19 protein-coding genes and 1 tRNA gene are annotated in these 18278 nt (G+C 60.1%); 8 read left to right on the top strand and 12 right to left on the bottom strand.

Annotation, left to right across the window (positions count from 1 at the left end; genetic code table 11):
* Positions 1 to 10 precede the first annotated feature (10 nt).
* The gene (gene aat / locus HX815_RS25530) at positions 11 to 691 is read right to left on the bottom strand and encodes a leucyl/phenylalanyl-tRNA--protein transferase (protein ID WP_003219611.1); all 681 of its coding nucleotides are present in this window, start codon (positions 689 to 691) and stop codon (positions 11 to 13) included.
* Positions 692 to 1178: 487 nt separating this feature from the next.
* Between aat and ftsK the strand changes: the two genes are divergently transcribed.
* From ftsK to cysG, 6 genes are read left to right on the top strand one after another with little or no spacing between them, the layout of a single operon-like run.
* Positions 1179 to 3587, top strand: coding sequence for a DNA translocase FtsK (gene ftsK / locus HX815_RS25535; RefSeq protein WP_003219614.1), 2409 nt, complete (start codon positions 1179 to 1181; stop codon positions 3585 to 3587).
* Between the two features lie 57 nt (positions 3588 to 3644).
* Positions 3645 to 4268 (top strand): outer membrane lipoprotein chaperone LolA, encoded by a 624-nt coding sequence (gene lolA, locus HX815_RS25540; protein ID WP_177029079.1) that lies wholly within the window; start codon positions 3645 to 3647, stop codon positions 4266 to 4268.
* Positions 4269 to 4295: 27 nt separating this feature from the next.
* On the top strand, positions 4296 to 5618 hold the full coding sequence (locus HX815_RS25545) for a replication-associated recombination protein A (protein WP_003219616.1): 1323 nt from the start codon (positions 4296 to 4298) through the stop codon (positions 5616 to 5618).
* On the top strand, positions 5618 to 5992 hold the full coding sequence (crcB, locus tag HX815_RS25550) for a fluoride efflux transporter CrcB (RefSeq protein WP_008431560.1): 375 nt from the start codon (positions 5618 to 5620) through the stop codon (positions 5990 to 5992). The genes HX815_RS25545 and crcB overlap by 1 nt, the downstream gene beginning before the upstream one ends.
* Positions 5993 to 6008: 16 nt before the next feature.
* Positions 6009 to 7289 carry a serine--tRNA ligase gene (gene serS / locus HX815_RS25555; protein ID WP_003219618.1) on the top strand — a complete coding sequence of 427 codons (1281 nt, stop codon included), beginning with the start codon at positions 6009 to 6011 and terminating at the stop codon, positions 7287 to 7289.
* Entirely contained in the window at positions 7290 to 8684 is a 1395-nt protein-coding gene (gene cysG, locus HX815_RS25560) for a siroheme synthase CysG (protein ID WP_003219620.1), read from the top strand. It begins immediately after the preceding gene.
* Positions 8685 to 8814: 130 nt separating this feature from the next.
* Here cysG and HX815_RS25565 read toward each other — a convergent pair whose 3' ends face one another.
* From HX815_RS25565 to HX815_RS25595, 7 genes are all read right to left on the bottom strand, one after another.
* Positions 8815 to 9810, bottom strand: coding sequence for a glutathione S-transferase family protein (locus tag HX815_RS25565; protein ID WP_177029080.1), 996 nt, complete (start codon positions 9808 to 9810; stop codon positions 8815 to 8817).
* A gap of 88 nt (positions 9811 to 9898) precedes the next feature.
* Complete coding sequence (locus HX815_RS25570) at positions 9899 to 10900, bottom strand: glycosyl transferase family protein (protein WP_102369435.1); 1002 nt, start codon at positions 10898 to 10900, stop codon at positions 9899 to 9901.
* Complete coding sequence (locus HX815_RS25575) at positions 10897 to 11232, bottom strand: TusE/DsrC/DsvC family sulfur relay protein (RefSeq protein WP_102369434.1); 336 nt, start codon at positions 11230 to 11232, stop codon at positions 10897 to 10899. Before HX815_RS25575 ends, HX815_RS25570 begins: the two co-directional genes overlap by 4 nt.
* On the bottom strand, positions 11229 to 11522 hold the full coding sequence (gene tusB / locus HX815_RS25580; RefSeq protein WP_177029081.1) for a sulfurtransferase complex subunit TusB: 294 nt from the start codon (positions 11520 to 11522) through the stop codon (positions 11229 to 11231). The genes HX815_RS25575 and tusB overlap by 4 nt, the downstream gene beginning before the upstream one ends.
* Positions 11522 to 11872 (bottom strand): sulfurtransferase complex subunit TusC, encoded by a 351-nt coding sequence (gene tusC / locus HX815_RS25585; protein WP_102369433.1) that lies wholly within the window; start codon positions 11870 to 11872, stop codon positions 11522 to 11524. The genes tusB and tusC overlap by 1 nt, the downstream gene beginning before the upstream one ends.
* A 1-nt stretch (position 11873) precedes the next feature.
* Positions 11874 to 12266: a sulfurtransferase complex subunit TusD gene (gene tusD / locus HX815_RS25590; protein WP_003219632.1), complete on the bottom strand. Its 393-nt coding sequence runs from the start codon at positions 12264 to 12266 to the stop codon at positions 11874 to 11876.
* Positions 12267 to 12355: 89 nt separating this feature from the next.
* Positions 12356 to 13027 (bottom strand): Bax inhibitor-1/YccA family protein, encoded by a 672-nt coding sequence (locus tag HX815_RS25595; RefSeq protein WP_003219636.1) that lies wholly within the window; start codon positions 13025 to 13027, stop codon positions 12356 to 12358.
* Positions 13028 to 13179: 152 nt separating this feature from the next.
* Here HX815_RS25595 and HX815_RS25600 point away from each other — a divergent pair.
* Positions 13180 to 13270 (top strand) — tRNA-Ser (locus HX815_RS25600).
* Positions 13271 to 13518: 248 nt separating this feature from the next.
* On the opposite strand, the gene HX815_RS25605 is transcribed toward HX815_RS25600, so the two are convergent.
* The gene (locus HX815_RS25605; RefSeq protein ID WP_008431545.1) at positions 13519 to 14430 is read right to left on the bottom strand and encodes a bifunctional GNAT family N-acetyltransferase/nucleoside diphosphate kinase regulator; all 912 of its coding nucleotides are present in this window, start codon (positions 14428 to 14430) and stop codon (positions 13519 to 13521) included.
* Positions 14431 to 14792: 362 nt separating this feature from the next.
* Here HX815_RS25605 and HX815_RS25610 point away from each other — a divergent pair, with 362 nt between their 5' ends.
* Positions 14793 to 15251 (top strand): Hsp20 family protein, encoded by a 459-nt coding sequence (locus HX815_RS25610; protein ID WP_003219642.1) that lies wholly within the window; start codon positions 14793 to 14795, stop codon positions 15249 to 15251.
* A gap of 127 nt (positions 15252 to 15378) precedes the next feature.
* Here the strand turns inward: HX815_RS25610 and HX815_RS25615 are convergent, their stop codons facing one another.
* The 3 genes from HX815_RS25615 to HX815_RS25625 all read right to left on the bottom strand — a co-directional run bounded on the left by HX815_RS25615 (position 15379) and on the right by HX815_RS25625 (position 18228).
* The gene (locus tag HX815_RS25615; RefSeq protein WP_003219643.1) at positions 15379 to 16707 is read right to left on the bottom strand and encodes an OprD family porin; all 1329 of its coding nucleotides are present in this window, start codon (positions 16705 to 16707) and stop codon (positions 15379 to 15381) included.
* A gap of 230 nt (positions 16708 to 16937) precedes the next feature.
* Positions 16938 to 17195, bottom strand: a complete 258-nt coding sequence (locus HX815_RS25620) for a hypothetical protein (protein WP_177029082.1) — start codon at positions 17193 to 17195, stop codon at positions 16938 to 16940.
* 40 nt (positions 17196 to 17235) lie between these two features.
* The gene (locus HX815_RS25625) at positions 17236 to 18228 is read right to left on the bottom strand and encodes a zinc-dependent alcohol dehydrogenase family protein (RefSeq protein WP_003219647.1); all 993 of its coding nucleotides are present in this window, start codon (positions 18226 to 18228) and stop codon (positions 17236 to 17238) included.
* Positions 18229 to 18278 lie beyond the last annotated feature (50 nt).

The raw sequence follows: 18278 nt of genomic DNA on the forward strand, positions 1-18278 counted from the left end.
GGGAAGTCGCCTAGGAAACCCACGGAGCAGAGCTGGTTTGGTCCAAATGGTCGCGCAGGTAGTTGGCGAAGTCGCTGCGGGGAATGGCGCGGGCGCCGAGGCTGTGCAGGTGATCGGTGGGCATCTGGCAGTCGATCAGCACAAAGCCCCAGGCCTGTAGTTGCCGAACCAGGGTGGCAAAGCCGTATTTCGAGGCGTTGTCGGCGCGACTGAACATGGACTCGCCGAAAAACAACTGGCCCATCGCCAGGCCGTACAGGCCGCCCACCAGTTCGCCCGCGTCCCACACCTCCACCGAATGCGCATAACCGCGCTGGTGCAGTTGCAGGTAGGCGTTCTGCATGGCTTCGGTGATCCAGGTGCCATCGGCATAACTGCGCGGCGCCGCGCACGCCTGGATGACCGCAGCGAAGTCCTGGTCGAAGGTCACTGTGTAACGCTGCTGGCGCAACAATTTGCCGAGGCTGCGGGAAACGTGCAGCTCATCGGGGAACAGTACGGTGCGTGGGTCGGGCGACCACCAGAGGATGGGCTGGCCTTCCGAGAACCAGGGAAAGCAGCCGTGGCGGTAGGCCTGGATCAGGCGGTCGGCCGACAGGTCGCCACCGGCAGCGAGCAGGCCATTGGGTTCGCGCATGGCCTTGGCCAGCGGTGGGAAGGTCAGGGTGTTGCGTTGTAACCAGGTCAGCATGGCATCCAGGCTTACGGAAGGGGAGGGCGGTAACGGCGATGTTGTCCGTTGCAAGAGCTGTGATTATTGTCGACGAAACGCTCTGGGGCTACCCCGAACATGGGATCGATGCAGATAAGCATGAACGGGTGTTTCTGCAACTCTATGCCGGGGGCGTGGTCGTAATCGCGTACGTCGGTCGGCAAGCTAGCCTGGATTGGCAAAAACAGCTCATAAGCCTTTGTCAGTAAAGACAATGCATGCTCAAATTGAACGTTATGAAATTGAACATTGGCTATGCTGTGTAACGTAGGGCCAAGTGCGTGGCATCGCGCACACAAACCCGTACAATGCGGCCATTGGGGCGTTATCGCCGTTTCATGAATCAGTAGCAGGGTGTTAAAAGTAGCTCCACTGGCACTCGTTCATTTTTTACCTGCCCGGATTGGGCAGTGTTTTGCAGTCATTCAACAGATGGACGCGCTAAAGGCGCAGGAAAAGACCCGTTTTGAAGAAATCCGCCGCAACACCTAAAGCCGCAGTCGTGCCCGCCTGGCGCCAGCACCTGCACTACCGACTCAAGGAAGGTGCACTGATCGCCATCGGAGCGCTGTGCCTGTTCCTGATGATGGCCTTGCTTACCTATGGCAAGGACGATCCAGGCTGGAGCCACAACAGCAAGATCGAAGACGTGCAGAACTTCGGTGGTCCGGCCGGCTCCTACAGCGCCGACATCCTGTTCATGGTGCTGGGTTACTTCGCTTACATCTTCCCGTTGCTGCTGGCCATCAAGACCTGGCAGATCTTCCGCCAGCGTCACGAGCCGTGGCAATGGAGCGGCTGGCTGTTCTCCTGGCGCCTGATCGGCCTGGTGTTCCTGGTGTTGTCCGGCGCGGCCCTGGCCCATATCCATTTCCATGCACCTACCGGTCTGCCGGCCGGTGCCGGCGGCGCTCTGGGCGAAAGCCTCGGCGATCTGGCCCGCAGGACCCTGAATATCCAGGGCAGCACCCTGATGTTTATTGCGCTGTTCCTGTTCGGCCTCACCGTGTTTACCGACCTGTCCTGGTTCAAGGTCATGGACGTGACCGGCAAGATCACCCTCGACCTGCTCGAACTGTTTCAGGGCGCCGCCAATCGCTGGTGGTCGGCCCGGGTGGACCGCAAACGCATGGTTGCGCAACTGCGCGAGGTGGATACCCGCGTCAACGAGGTGGTGGCCCCGAGCACGCCGGACCGGCGTGAGCAGGCGAAGGTCAAGGAACGCCTGATCGAACGCGAGCAGGCCCTGACCAAGCACATGTCGGACCGCGAGAAGCAAGTGCCGCCGGTGATTGCCCCTGCGCCGCCGAAGGCCCCCGAGCCAAGCCACCGCGTGCAGAAAGAGAAACAGGCGCCGTTGTTTGTCGACAGCGCCGTGGAAGGCACCTTGCCGCCGATCTCGATTCTTGATCCTGCGGAAAAGAAACAGCTCAATTACTCCCCTGAATCCCTGGCGGCCGTCGGCCACCTGCTGGAAATCAAGCTCAAGGAATTCGGCGTCGAAGTCTCGGTGGATTCGATCCACCCGGGCCCGGTGATTACCCGCTACGAAATCCAGCCGGCTGCCGGCGTCAAGGTCAGCCGCATTTCCAACCTGGCCAAGGATCTGGCGCGTTCGCTGGCCGTGACCAGCGTGCGGGTGGTGGAAGTGATTCCGGGAAAGACTACCGTCGGTATCGAGATTCCCAACGAAGACCGGCAGATCGTGCGCTTCTCCGAAGTGCTGTCGACCCCGGAATACGACAACTTCAAGTCGCCGGTCACCCTGGCCCTGGGCCACGACATCGGCGGCAAGCCGGTGATCACCGACCTGGCGAAAATGCCTCACTTGCTGGTTGCCGGTACCACCGGTTCCGGTAAGTCGGTGGGTGTGAACGCGATGATCCTGTCGATCCTGTTCAAGTCGGGCCCGGATGACGCCAAGCTGATCATGATCGACCCGAAAATGCTTGAGCTGTCGATCTACGAAGGCATTCCGCACCTGTTGTGCCCGGTGGTGACCGACATGAAGGATGCGGCGAACGCCCTGCGCTGGAGCGTTGCCGAGATGGAGCGGCGCTACAAGCTGATGGCGAAGATGGGGGTGCGTAACCTGTCGGGCTTCAACGCCAAGGTCAAGGAAGCCCAGGACGCCGGCACGCCGCTGACCGACCCGTTGTACAAGCGTGAAAGCATCCACGACGAAGCGCCGCTGTTGACCAAATTGCCGACCATCGTGGTGGTGGTCGACGAATTTGCCGACATGATGATGATCGTCGGAAAGAAGGTCGAAGAGCTGATCGCCCGTATCGCCCAGAAGGCGCGGGCCGCCGGGATCCACTTGATCCTCGCGACCCAGCGTCCGTCGGTGGACGTGATCACCGGCCTGATCAAGGCCAACATCCCGACCCGCATGGCGTTCCAGGTGTCGAGCAAGATCGATTCCCGGACCATCATCGACCAGGGCGGCGCCGAGCAACTGCTGGGCCACGGTGACATGCTCTACATGCCGCCGGGCACCAGTTTGCCGATCCGTGTCCACGGCGCGTTCGTCTCCGACGATGAGGTGCACCGTGTGGTGGAAGCCTGGAAACTGCGTGGCGCCCCGGAATACAACGACGACATCCTCGCCGGCGTCGAAGAGGCCGGCAGCGGCTTCGACGGTGGCAGCGGCGGTGGCGACGATGATGCCGAGACCGATGCGCTCTACGACGAAGCGGTGCAGTTCGTGCTTGAAAGCCGCCGCGCCTCGATCTCCGCCGTACAGCGTAAGCTGAAGATTGGCTACAACCGCGCTGCCCGCATGATCGAAGCCATGGAAATGGCCGGCGTGGTCACCTCGATGAACACCAACGGCTCGCGCGAAGTGATTGCGCCAGCGCAGATGCGTGACTGATTACGTGCCGCGTGGCAACACGCGGCACGCCTTGCAACCGAATCTAAGAGGACTCCCATGCGTCTTATCCGCATGCTGTTGTTGCCTGCATTGGCCCTGACTGCTATTTCGGCTCATGCTGACCCGGCTTCCGTCGCCAGCCTGAAAAACCTGTTGGACAAATCCCAGACCCTGACCGCGCGCTTCTCCCAGCTCACGCTGGATGCCGGTGGCACCCAGTTGCAGGAAACCGCCGGCGAGATGGCTGTGCAGCGCCCAGGGCTGTTCTACTGGCACACAGAAGGCAAGGCCGAGCAGACCATCGTCTCTGACGGCCAAAAAGTCACCCTGTGGGACCCGGACCTGGAGCAGGCGACCATCAAGAAGCTCGACCCGCGCCTGAACCAGACGCCAGCGCTGTTGCTGTCGGGCGATGTGTCGAAGATCAACGACAGCTTCGACATTACCTCCAAGCAGACCAGCAACGTGATTGAATTCACCCTTAAGCCGAAATCCAAGGACACGCTCTTTGACACGCTGTCCCTGTCGTTTGGCAACGGCGTGATCAACAACATGCGCCTGGTTGACAGCGTCGGCCAGCGCACCGATATCCTGTTCTCCGGGGTCAAGGCCAACCAGCCGGTACCGGCATCCAAGTTCAAGTTCGACATCCCGAAGGGTGCCGACGTGATCCAGGAATAAACTGCCCAGAGGTTTCAAACGCTGCCCATGGACCTGTTTCGAAGTGACCCGATTGCTCAGCCTCTGGCGGCGCGCCTGCGCTCGACCAACCTGGACGAGTACGTCGGGCAGGAACACCTGCTCGCCCGCGGCAAGCCTTTGCGCGAGGCCCTTGAGCAGGGTGCGCTGCACTCGATGATTTTCTGGGGGCCGCCGGGCGTGGGTAAAACCACCCTGGCGCGGCTCCTGGCAAAAGTCTCGGATGCACACTTCGAGACGGTCTCGGCGGTGCTGGCCGGGGTCAAGGAGATCCGCCAGGCGGTGGAAGTCGCCAAGCAGCAGGCCGGGCAGTACGGCAAGCGCACCATCCTGTTCGTCGACGAAGTGCATCGCTTCAACAAGTCGCAGCAGGATGCGTTCTTGCCGTATGTCGAAGACGGCACGCTGATCTTTATTGGTGCCACCACCGAAAACCCGTCTTTTGAACTGAACAATGCCTTGCTGTCCCGGGCGCGTGTCTATGTGCTCAAGAGCCTCGATGAAGCCGCGATGCAGAAGCTCTTGCAGCGTGCGCTGAACGAAGACAAGGGCCTGGGCAAGCGCCAGTTGAGTGTCAGTGAGGAAGGCTTCAAGATCCTGCTGACTGCTGCGGATGGCGACGGTCGACGTTTTCTCAATCTGCTGGAAAACGCTTCCGACCTGGCCGAGGATGGCAGCGAAATCGGCGTCGACTTGCTGCAGAGCCTGTTGGGCGACACCCGCCGGCGTTTCGACAAGGGCGGCGAAGCGTTCTACGACCAGATTTCCGCGCTGCACAAATCTGTGCGCGGCTCCAACCCCGACGGCGCGCTGTACTGGTTTGCGCGGATGATCGACGGCGGTTGCGACCCGTTGTACCTCGCCCGGCGCGTGGTGCGCATGGCCAGCGAAGATATTGGCAATGCCGACCCGCGTGCGCTGAGCCTGTGCCTGGCCGCCTGGGAAGTGCAGGAACGCCTGGGCAGCCCGGAAGGCGAGTTGGCGGTGGCCCAGGCCATCACCTATCTGGCCTGCGCACCGAAGAGCAACGCGGTGTACATGGGCTTCAAGTCCGCCCTGCGTGCTGCCGCCGAGCATGGTTCCCTGGAAGTGCCGCTGCACTTGCGCAATGCGCCGACCAAGCTGATGAAGCAACTCGGCTACGGCGATGAATACCGCTACGCCCACGATGAGCCGGACGCCTATGCGGCTGGCGAAGATTACTTCCCGGATGACCTTGAGCCGCAGCCGTTCTACCAGCCGGTGCCCCGCGGCCTGGAGCTGAAGATCGGCGAAAAGCTCAATCACCTCGCCCAACTTGACCGGCTCAGTCCGAAACAGCGGAGAAAGTAGTGCTCAGAACGATTCTTGCCGTGTCCGTAGCCGGCATCGCTGGTACATTATTGCGTTTCGCCACCAGCACCTGGGTCAGCGCCAATTGGCCGAAGCATTTTTATGCGGCGACCCTGGCGGTCAACCTGGTGGGCTGTTTGATCATCGGCTTGTTGTACGGATGGTTTCTGCTTCGCCCGGAAGTGCCGATTGAGATTCGTGCCGGCTTGATTGTCGGTTTTGTAGGCGGTCTGACGACCTTTTCATCCTTTTCACTGGACACGCTACGCCTGCTGGAAAGCGGGCAGGCACCGGTCGCCTTCGGGTACCTGGCCATCAGCGTGTTCGGCGGGCTGCTCGCCACTTGGGCTGGCCTGTCCTTGACCAAACTTTGATAAACGAGAGACCGACATGCTCGATTCCAAACTGTTACGTAGCAACCTTCAGGACGTAGCGGACCGCCTGGCATCCCGTGGCTTTGCCTTGGATGTTGCGCGCATCGAAGCGCTGGAAGAACAGCGCAAGACCGTCCAGACCCGCACCGAAGCACTGCAGGCTGAGCGTAATGCGCGTTCCAAATCCATCGGTCAGGCCAAGCAGCGCGGCGAAGACATCGCGCCGTTGATGGCGGACGTCGAGCGTATGGCTGGCGAGTTGGCTTCCGGCAAAGTCGAGCTGGACGTTATCCAGACCGAACTGGACTCGATCCTGCTGGGCATCCCGAACCTGCCGCACGAATCCGTGCCGATCGGCGAAGACGAAGACGGCAACGTCGAAGTCCGTCGCTGGGGCACGCCAAAAGCCTTCGATTTCGAGATCAAGGACCACGTCGCCCTGGGCGAACTGACCGGTGGCCTGGACTTCGAAACGGCGGCCAAAATGTCCGGCGCGCGCTTTGCCTTGCTGCGTGGCCCGATTGCACGCATGCACCGCGCCCTGGCGCAGTTCATGATCAACCTGCACACCGGCGAGCACGGCTACGAAGAGGCTTACACCCCGTACCTGGTCCAGGCTCCGGCGCTGATGGGCACCAGCCAGCTGCCGAAATTCGAGGAAGACCTGTTCAAGATCAGCCGCGATGGCGAAGCCGACTTGTACCTGATCCCGACCGCCGAAGTATCGCTGACCAATATCGTGGCCGGGGAAATCCTCGACGCCAAGCAGTTGCCGATCAAGTTTGTCGCCCACTCGCCATGCTTTCGCAGCGAAGCCGGTGCATCGGGCCGCGACACCCGCGGCATGATTCGCCAGCACCAGTTCGACAAGGTCGAGATGGTGCAGGTTGTCGAGCCGTCGACTTCCATGGAAGCGCTGGAAGGCCTGACCGCCAACGCCGAACGCGTCCTGCAACTGCTGGAGCTGCCGTACCGCGTTCTGGCGCTGTGCACCGGCGACATGGGTTTCAGTGCCGTGAAGACTTACGACCTGGAAGTGTGGGTGCCGAGCCAGGACAAATACCGCGAGATTTCGTCGTGCTCCAACTGCGGTGATTTCCAGGCCCGTCGCATGCAGGCGCGTTTCCGTAACCCGGAAACCGGCAAGCCCGAGCTGGTCCACACCCTCAACGGTTCGGGCCTGGCAGTAGGCCGTACCCTGGTGGCCGTGCTGGAAAACTACCAGCAGGCTGACGGTTCGATCCGCGTGCCTGAAGTGCTCAAGCCGTACATGGCGGGCGTTGAGGTCATCGGCTAAATGGAATTTCTGCCGCTGTTTCATAACCTGCGCGGCAGTCGTGTGTTGGTCGTCGGTGGCGGGGAGATTGCCTTGCGCAAATCCCGGCTGCTGGCCGACGCCGGCGCGTTGTTGCGGGTGGTTGCTCCCCAGATTGAAGACCAGTTGCGTGAACTGGTGCAGGGCAGTGGCGGTGAACTGATTTTGCGTGGTTATCAGGAGGCCGACCTCGACGGTTGCACCCTGATCATCGCGGCGACCGACGACGAGCCGCTGAACGCGCAAGTGTCCAGCGATGCCCGGCGTCGTTGCGTACCGGTCAATGTGGTGGATGCGCCGGCCTTGTGCAGCGTGATCTTCCCGGCGATTGTCGACCGTTCGCCGTTGGTGATCGCAGTGTCCAGCGGCGGCGATGCGCCGGTGCTGGCACGCTTGATCCGCGCCAAGCTGGAAACCTGGATTCCGTCGACTTACGGCCAGTTGGCCGGGCTGGCGGCGCGGTTTCGCAGCCAGGTCAAAGGCTTGTTCCCGGATGTGCAGCAACGTCGCGCGTTCTGGGAAGATGTCTTCCAGGGCCCGATTGCTGATCGGCAACTGGCCGGGCAGGGTGATGAAGCCGAACGTTTGCTGGTGGAGAAAATCAACGGCGCACCGCCCCACGCACCGGGCGAAGTCTACCTGGTGGGCGCAGGCCCGGGTGATCCGGACCTGCTGACATTCCGCGCCTTGCGCTTGATGCAACAGGCCGACGTGGTGCTGTACGACCGCCTGGTGGCGCCGGCGATTCTTGAGCTGTGCCGTCGCGATGCCGAGCGGGTGTATGTCGGCAAGCGGCGCGCCGACCATGCGGTGCCGCAGGACCAGATCAACCAGCAACTGGTGGACCTGGCCAGGCAAGGCAAGCGCGTGCTGCGGCTCAAGGGTGGCGACCCGTTCATCTTTGGGCGTGGCGGTGAAGAGATCGAAGAGCTGGCGGCCCATGGCATCCCGTTCCAGGTGGTGCCGGGTATTACCGCGGCCAGTGGTTGCGCGGCGTATGCCGGTATTCCGCTGACCCACCGTGACTATGCGCAATCGGTTCGCTTCATTACCGGGCACTTGAAGGACGGGACTTCGGACCTGCCGTGGAGTGACTTGGTGGGCCCTTCGCAGACCCTGGTGTTCTACATGGGCTTGATCGGGTTGCCGATCATCTGCGAACAGCTGATCAAGCATGGTCGTTCGGCGGATACGCCGGCGGCGTTGATCCAGCAGGGCACCACGTCCAACCAGCGGGTGTTTACCGGCACCCTGGCTGACCTGCCACGCATGGTGGCGGAACATGAGGTTCATGCGCCGACACTGGTGATTGTGGGAGAAGTGGTGCAGTTGCGTGAGAAGCTGAAGTGGTTTGAAGGCGCTCAGTCGCAAGTCTGATAACCGCGACAGATGTTCAACTGTAGGAGCGAGCTTGCTCGCGAAAAACTCAAGGTCACCGCGTTCATTCAGCATGAGCGCGTTATCGTTGACGACCTTCGCGAGCAAGCTTGCTCCTACAGGGCTTGGATCAACTCCAAATCCCTTTCCCGCTCAACCGCTCCCGGTCATGCTCCGCCTCAAACGTCTGCAACGGCCCCTTCGGCACAATCCCCGTCGGATTAATCGTGCGGTGACTGGCGTAGTAATGCCCCTTGATGTGAGCAAAATCCACCGTCTCGGCAATCCCCGGCCACTGATACAACTCCCTTAGCCAGTTCGACAGGTTCGGATAATCCGCAATTCGCCGCAGGTTGCATTTGAAGTGGCTGTAGTACACCGCATCAAACCGGATCGCCGTGGTGAAAAGCCTTACATCGGCTTCAGTCAGGTATTCTCCCGCCAGGTAACGATGCTCACCCAAGTGCTGCTCAAGGTGATCCAGTTCGGCAAACACATCATCAAATGCGGCCTCATAAGCCTTTTGTGACGTGGCAAAGCCTGCGCGGTACACACCGTTGTTCACGGCGGGATAGATTCGATCGTTCAGTGCATCAATGGTCGAGCGCTGGGCTTCGGGATAGAAATCCAGTTGATTGCCGGTCAGTTCATTAAACGCACTGTTGAACATGCGAATAATCTCCGCCGACTCATTGCTGACAATCCGCTTGCGCTTCTTGTCCCACAACACCGGCACCGTGACCCGCCCGGTGTAGCTGGCGGTGTCGGCGGTGTAGCGTTGGTGCATGAAGGTGAAGTCGTCAAGCTTGTCGCCGCTGGAGCCATGGGCCTTGTCGAAGGTCCAGCCGTTTTCCAGCATCAGCCAACTGACCACCGACACGTCGATCAGGCTTTCCAAGCCTTTGAGCTTGCGCAGGATCAATGTGCGGTGCGCCCAGGGGCAGGCGAGGGATACGTATAAATGGTAACGACCGGCTTCAGCCGCGAAACCGCCTTCGCCGGTCGGGCCGGGTTCACCATCGGCGGTCACCCAGTTGCGGCGTTGCGCCTGCTCCCGTTGGAAGGCGCCGTCTGCGCTACTTTCGTACCACTGGTCATGCCAGCGTCCTTCGATCAGCAAACCCATGACTGACTCCTTGGCTAATAAGCGTTGGAGTGCAGTCTAAAGGTCTGAGTTCGAACAAAAAGCGCAAAGGCTGGGGGTTAATGATCGACTAAATCGATTTGTCCCGGGCATCCCAGTACTGCTGGGCCAGTTCGAACGCCTGTTCCCGCGGGTGGCCGAGGCCGCGCAAGGCCAGGGCCATGGTGGCGATCAGTGCCAGTTGCGGGTAGCTGTCCTGCACCTCACCGCGCCATAGCGCCTTCAAATGCTCGGGCTCCAGGGCCGCAGGCTTGACGTGGCGCTGGGCGGAGAGGGCGGGCCACTCTTCATCCCAGCTTTCGCCGCCGGTAGTGCCGTACAGGTGGCTGATGGTGTCCGGGTTGATCTCGATCTCGCCGCCGTCGCCCTTGATCACGATGCTGTTGTCGCCAAGCAGGCCGCTGGCATCGCGGTGTACGCCCTGGTAGCCCGGGTGGAAGATGCTTTGCAGGCCGCAGCGGGCGCTCAACGGGTTGAGGATGCGCGCCAGTGAATGGATCGGCGAGCGCAGGCCCAGGGTGTTGCGCAGGTCGATCATGCGCTGCAGTTGCGGCGCCCAGTCCCCCAGGGGAATAAACGCCAGGTTGCCCTGTTCAAGGGCCGCTTCCACCTGTTGCCAATTGCGGCACAACGGAATCTGCAAGCCATCCAGCAACTGCTCGGTGTAGAGCCGGCCTGCCGTATGCGCGCCGCCGCCGTGCATCAGGATACGCACGCCGTTCTGTGCCAGGCACTTGGCTGCCAGCAGGTACCACGGCAGGTGGCGTTTTTTACCGGCGTAGGTCGGCCAGTCGACATCCACATTGAGCGACGGTGCATTCAGGCGCTCGCGCACGGCTTCGGTGAAACCGGCGAGTTCCTCCGGGCTTTCTTCCTTGTGCCGCAGCAGCATGAGGAAGGCGCCGAGCTGGGTGTCTTCGACCTTCTCGTCCAGCAGCATGCCCATGGCTTCCCGGGCTTCCTCACGGGTGAGGTTGCGGGCGCCGCGCTTGCCTTTGCCGAGGATGCGCACGAACGGCGCGAACGGATGTTCGGCAGGGGTTTCAGTGATCAACGGGGCAAAATCAGTCATAAGCAATTCGTCGGCCTGGGCAGGCCCGCCAGCTTGGCGGCGAGTTTGGCGGGAGTGCCTTTGAACAGTCGGTTGAGGTGCAGGCTGTTGCCCTTTTCCGGGCCCAGCTTCAAGGCGGTGTACTTGATCAGCGGGCGGGTGGCGGGCGACAGCTGGAATTCGGTATAAAAGCCGCGCAGCAGTTCGAGGATTTCCCAGTGTTCCGGGGTCAGCTCCAGCGCTTCGGCGGTGGCGAGGGCGTTGGCCACGTCGCTGGACCACTCGGTCAGGTCGACGAGGTAGCCGTCCTTGTCCAGTTCGAGGGTGCGTTCACCTACGGTCAAAGTGTTCATAGCCAGGTGTTGACCTTGTCATAGTCGATCGACAGCTGGACGAACGCCGGGTAATCGACACTGCCGGCCCATTCAGGCACGGCGAGGTTACGCGCCTGGCTGTCTTCGGCCAGTACAAACACTTTCACGCCCCTGGCCTGCAGGGCCTGGCAAGTCGCGCTGGCGGGTTGCAGGGCGTAGGCGCCGTCGCCGCACAGCAGGATCGCATCCTGGGTGCCACAGAGGCGCAGGCAGCTGTCCAGCCGGCTGTCGGTAAAAGGCGAGTGGGATACCACATGCAAGGTCGACATCAGAGGGTAATCACCTGGTCGTAACGGTCAATCATCTGTGAAATTTGTTCACTGCTCAGCGGCTGTGCGTTGCCGGAGGTGGCCAGCCCGCGGACGGCGAGGCTATGGCTGCAGGCAAACACCTCTTCGACGCCAAATAATTCCAGGGCCTGGAGGTTGGCGCTCAGGTCTTTCTGTTGCACGGCCCTGGCGTCCTGGCTCGCGGCCAGTTGAAACACGCCGTCATCCAGAAACAACAGGCCAATCGGCAAATCAAACGCGCCGCCAGCCAATACGATATCCAGCGCTTCACGGGCGCCGGGGCCGGACCACGGCGCCTGTCGGCTGATCACCAGCAAGGATTTCGACATGTCACGGCCCTCCGAAGCAGATCAAGCGGTCAGCGGACTGGGCGGCGTCATGCAACTGCCCAAGCCCGGACAATGCCCAAGGCGCGTCCAGGTTCACTGCGCTGCGCTGATAACGGGTGGCCTCTTCGGCATTCAGCACGCCACGGCGCAGGGCCGCGGCGATGCACACCACGCCATCGAGTTGATGCTCGCTGACAAACTCGCGCCACTGACGGGCGATATCCTGCTCATCCTGCGGCGCAACAATGTTAGTGGACGCGCTGTAGACGCCATCCTGATAAAAAAACAGCCGCACAATCTCATGTCCACCCGCCAGCGCCGCCTGGGCGAACAGCAAGGCACGGCGCGAGGAGGGCGCATGGGCGGCGGAAAAAAGCGCAATCGCGAACTTCATGGAACACTCTGAAGGCAAAACCTGTGGCAATGATAAAGCCGCAGGCAACAAAAAGCCCGCCGAAGCGGGCTTTTTGCATGCGGCTGCGATCAGTCGTCGCGGCCCATGATGCCGAAGATCTGCAACAGGCTGATAAACAGGTTGTAGATCGATACATACAGGCTGATGGTGGCCATGATGTAGTTACGCTCGCCACCCTGGATGATTGCGCTGGTCTGGAACAGGATGCAGGCCGAGGAGAACAGCACGAAACCTGCGCTGATCGCCAGTTGCAGGCCGCTGATCTGGAAGAACATGCCTGCCAGTACGGCAGCCAGCAACACGAAGAAACCGGCGGTGATGAAACCACCCAGGAAGCTCATGTCCTTGCGGGAAATCAGCACGTAGGCCGACAGGCCGCCAAATACCAGGGCAGTCATGGCAAATGCCGAGCTGACCACTTCCGCGCCGCCGGCCATGCCGAGGTAGCGGTTAAGGATCGGGCCGAGGATAAAGCCCATGAAACCGGTCAGGGCAAACGCCGACACCAGGCCCCAGGCCGAGTCGCGCAGCTTGTTGGTCAGGAAGAACAGACCGTAGAAGCCGATCAGCACGACGAAGATATTCGGGTAGCCGACGCGCATTTGCTGGGCTACGAAGGCCATCACGCCGCTGAACGCGAGGGTGAGAGCGAGCAAGCCGTACGTATTGCGCAGGACGCGGCTAACTTCTAGCTGCTCAGCCTGCGCGTTTCCATTCACTGCGTAATTTTGTTCGCGCATGGCGACACTCCTTCAGTTTTGAAACATTCAGTCGCAAGGATCATAACAGACGCTCTGTAACAAGCTATGGCGAGAGTTTGACAGTGTGTTTCATTCGGGTATTATGGCGCCCGCTGAGGCAGGATGAGCTACGCTAATCCTGTGTTGCACAAGGGAAATTGGCAGAGTGGTTGAATGCACCGGTCTTGAAAACCGGCGGACGTTAATAGCGTCTCCAGGGTTCGAATCCCTGGTTTCCCGCCAAGATTTACTCAAGAGCCCCGCTATTGCGGGGCTTTTGCGTTTCTGGGGTTCAGGAATACACCTCTAATCGTTTCCGTATCATTTCAGGCAGTTTCCGCAACTCTGCAAAAAGTGGGCGTCAGCGGGTAGGTTTCACGATCTCACCCCCCGCGCCGATAACCGTCTCGGTTATCAGTTCACGCTGGAGAAGTCAGGCACCCAAGCCGGGCGCGCTGACTGGCGTGATTCGTTACTGAGAAAAGGCGCAATTACAGGTGGAAGTCGCCCGCAGCCTCCGGCTGGTAAAGCACTTTCTTGATCTCAATCCGGCGGGTCCGGTCAGCAATTCGCCAGTCGATGGCGTCTCCCTCCTGATAGCCAAGGATGGCGGTGCCTATGTCGGAATACACGGAATGCTTTGCTGCGTTGCTGTCCGCGTCTTCAGGGTAGACCAAGGCCACTTCGAACTCTTCATCGTCCAGTTGCAGCAAGGCCCTGGAGTTCATCGTGATGACATTGCACGCCACCTGCTGCGGCTTGACGACAATGGCCCGCTCAAGCTCATGTTCGAGTTCAACAACCGCCGGGCCTTGCTCGAACGCGATCAGATCCTCGAGCCTGGCCTTGTCGATTTCAGTGATGTAGATCCTGGTGGAGTCGCCACCGGCGCCTTCGCGCAAGAACTGGAAATAGCTTGCCGCCGTCATGGAAAATGACGTCAATGTCGGCGTTTCGCTCTCCAGCATAAAGCCGCTGCGCAGAAAGGCTTTCAGCGAGCGCGAGTTGTCCGGGTGAATCTTGGCGATGAGCTTCTCGGCCCGCATGTCGAGGAAGGCCAGTTTCATGCCTTCGCGGATCGTGCTGGCGCCCAGGTTCCGGCCCCATTTGTCGCTGTCTCCGATGACCAGGACAATCTCGCAATTTGAGCCGGTCTTGATGAGACGGACAAAGCCCACCGGGGCGTCATGCCGGTCATAGGCCATAAAGAATCTGCCGCCCTGGTTGAATAGATGAGTCAGGATCGGCAACTGAGTCCGATCAATGACTTGCTCAATGGAGCGGGAGACATGACGCGAATCGCTCAGGTAGCAGGTGATGCGTTCATCCTCTAACCAATCCACCAACGTCAGCGCGTGCGCCCGCGTAATTTCAGGGCACAGCGAAATGAAAGGCTTGTTCATCTTGACCACACTTATTTGTAAAGGATTGAAGCCCTTCATGGATATGTCATGGCGGTTCTTCGGCAACCGGATACTTTAAGACATGCCGCGAGTAATGGCGAACATGCCAGAGAGTTCCACGAAGCCACCGCTTGCTGAACCCGACCCAGGCAAGCACTCAAGAGAAAGGTGGGCTGACTACGCATCGCAGCCTGAGGGCGGCCTGTCTATCCAACCGAGCAAGCCGTTCCCGGCTGGCACTCAAATGTAAAAATTTTTATCTGGCCTCTTGAAAATTTTCCCGGCGAACATAAATTTTCATCACGCGACGCCGAATGCGGGTCGCGCACTTAATCACTTGGATTTAATCAGGAGATTTTGAGATGGCTACTACCCTTTCGTTGGCCCCTTTATTCCGTCAATCCGTGGGCTTCGATCGCTTCAATGACCTGTTTGAGTCGGCGCTTCGCAGCGAGGCTCCGAACACTTATCCGCCTCACAATGTGGAAAAGCACGGTGATGACGAATATCGCATTGTCATTGCTGTCGCTGGGCTTACTGAAGCGGATCTGGATATTCAGGTCGAGAAGGGCGTTTTGACAGTCGTTGGCGACAAGCGTGAAACCGAGAAAGCAGTCACTTATCTGCACCAGGGCATCGCGCAACGAGCATTTCGGCTGTCGTTCCGGCTGGCAGATCATATCGAGGTGCGCGGTGCTTCGATGAACAACGGGCTGTTAAGCATCGACTTGCTGCGCGTGGTTCCTGAAGAGGCCAAGCCCAAGCGCATCACGATTGGTAGCGGGAAAGAGCCCGAACTGCGTCAGGTTAGTTTGCAATAAGTCAGCGGTAACAAAAAAGGCGCTCTTGGTAGCGCCTTTTTTTGTGTGTGGAATCAAAACGCCTACCGATCAATACCTGGCTACGCAGAGTACCCGGTAGATCCATCAACCGGGCACTCCCGCCTGTTTAGAAGATATTCAACGGGTACTCGGTAATCAGGCGTGTCTGCACCAGATGCCCCCCGGTGGACGCATCACCATCGTGCCAGGCTTCCCTCAGGCGAAAGGACAGCTTCTTGGCCGGGCCACTCTGCACGACGTATTTCACTTCGGCGTCGGTTTCGTGTTCCTGGTCGTTGGCGCCATAGAACCCGGTGTAGGCCGAATTGCCGGGGGTATGCGTACCGTCGATGCCAGCACCGCGAATATGGCGGGCCATGAAGCTCAGGCCGGGGGCGCCAAAGGCTCCCATGTCCAGGTCATAGCGCATCTGCCAGGACCGCTCGCCCGGGCCGTTGAAGTCGGAGTATTGCACCGAGTCAGCCAGGTTGATCGAGTTGCCGTAGCGCCCGGCACCGACGCCGGCATTGGTCTCCCCAAAGCCGACGTAGTCGAACGGCTCGTCACCATGCACTTTCTGCCCGGCCAGGGTGAAGGTCTGTGCACCCAGGGTGTAGGCAGCCGCCAGCGAGGCTGCGGTGGTGTCGATGGTCCCGGCCTTGGCGCTGCCGTCGTCCAGTGTGCGATAGAGGTTGAAGTCCAGCGCGACGGATTGGTCATCGGTCAGTGGATGAACAAGGTTCAGGTTGACGTAGTACTGATTCCACACGTCTTCCAGGTGTGCTCCGTACAGCGACGCGGTGAATTCCTTGCTGAACTGGTATTTGCCCCCCGCGAAGCTGGCCGACGACGCTTCCACGCCTGCATAGCTGGCGAGAATGTCGCCGCTGCGCGAGGTGGTGGTGGTACCGGTGCCGGAGGTGTAATGGCCGGCCTCCAGGTTCAGGCCGGTGATTTCATGGCTGTCGATCTGGAAGCCTGTTGCGGTCTGTGGCATCAGGTAGTTATCGGCGGTGGCGAACACCGGCGACGTAGGCTGCAGGTCGCCGACCTTGAGCGTGGTATTGGAAATACGGAACTTGACGTCACCACCGGCCTTCGCGAAGCCATGATCCGGATTGCCATTGGCGTCGGACGGTATGTTCGGGCCACCGGCACGGTCGGTGTCCCCGTCGATGCGCAACGCCAGGTCGGCAAACGCATCAATGCCGATGCCAATGGTGCCTTGAGTGAAGCCCGAGCTGTAGGTCGCCATCAGCGCCTGGCTCCAGTCACGGGTGTGGGCGCCGTTGCCGTTCTGGTTCCAGAACAGGTTGCGGTTGAGGATATTCAAGCTGCTGTCGGCGACAAAGCCCTTGGAGTCGGACTGATCGCTGGCATAGCTCATGGCCGGCAAGGCAAATGCCAGCGCCACGGCCAAGGTATTGAGCTGAAGTAACGGTTGACGTTTTTTCATTATATTTTGCTCCTGTGCACGAGTTCGTGTGGGAGCATTAAGGCGACAGCCCAGGCCATCAACAAATGAAACTGGATGAAGGTTTTGATATCCCTTTTACCAAATTCCAGGCAAAGAAAAGCCCGCGATGGGGAGTGCGGGCTTAAAGGTGTTCACTTAGGAGCTGGAGTGACGATAAGCGCTCGAGTGTGAAAGGGATGTGAAAGGTTGTTGGGTGCGTAGCGTATTTATCACGAGTGATCCTCTCCTCGCACAATCCTTCCGGCCTTCACCTCATCCGCGTACCCGCTGAGCTTTTCCTGCTGAGCCGCGAGCAGTGCACCCATCTTCATCAGGGCGACTGCTTCGTCGGGTGATTTGGCGACCCCGGCGATAGTGGCCAATTGATTGACCGACCAGGCGATAACGGCCGTCGCATCGTCGAGGTCGTAGAACAGTTCCTGCTGTGCGGTCCTTGGGCCGTCGAGCATTTCCATCAGTTCTGCCATTTACCCGTGCTCTCCAAAAAAGTGGTTCAGTGCGATCAGCTCAGGCACCGTTGCGCCAATCCTCCTGTAAGCCGGCGGACACGGCAATCGCGATTTTCCCTTGAATGCCGTTGTTGGGGCTTTCCAGGCGGGAATGGGCGAGCGGGATGTCGGCAAGGGAATAGACCGCGCCAACGTGTGGCCGCAGTTGACCGTTTGCTATCAGTGCGCTCATTTCATCCAGCTTACCGCGGTTCTGTCGTGTGAAAACGAAGTGATAACTCGCGTTCCTGCCCCAGGCCTGGACGAGGTTCTGGGGGTGCGCCGTGTCCACAATCGTGACCACGCGACCCAGTTGCGCAAGCGCGTCCGGGCTACGGGACAATGTGGTGCCGCCGATGGTATCGAACACCACATCAACGCCACGGCCACCCGTTTCCCGCAGGATGGCGTCGACGTAATCTTCCTTTTCGTAGTCGATGATTACGTCCGCGCCCAGGCTTCGCGCGAACTCGACATTGACGTCGCGTACGGTGGTGAACACCTGGGCGCCAATGGCTTTCGCCAGTTGGATCGCCACATGGCCGACGCCGCCCGCGCCGCCGTGCACCAGGATGCTTTCTCCCACCCTGAGGGCTGCACGCACCACCAGCGCTTCCCAGGCGGTGCCGCCGACCAGGCTCAGGCTTGCCGCTTCAAGGTGACTCAGGGCAGGGGGCTTCTTCCCGATAATGCCTTCGGCCGCCACGTGGTATTCGGCATAGCTGCCGGGTCCGTCAAATATTTGCGGGGTGTACCAGACTTCGTCGCCTGGCGCGAAGGACGTAACCCCCGGCCCGACTTCCTCAACGACCCCCGATACGTCATGCCCGGTAATCGCCGGTAGCGGCACCAGGTCAGCGTAGTCGCCACGTCGGACCTGGTAATCCAGCGGGTTGATGGAGGTTGCGTGTACGCGGACCAGGACTTGCCCCGTGTGCGGAACGGGCTTGGGAACGTCGCGAAGTTCGAATGATTCCGGGCCGCCAAATGACTTGAGTATCAACGCCTTCATTGCATTTCCTCGTTTCGACAAAAAGGGATATCGCGAAATCTCGATATTCT

It is taken from the genome of Pseudomonas sp. E6002, assembly GCF_013385565.1.
In the GTDB taxonomy this organism is placed as follows: Bacteria; Pseudomonadota; Gammaproteobacteria; order Pseudomonadales; family Pseudomonadaceae; genus Aquipseudomonas.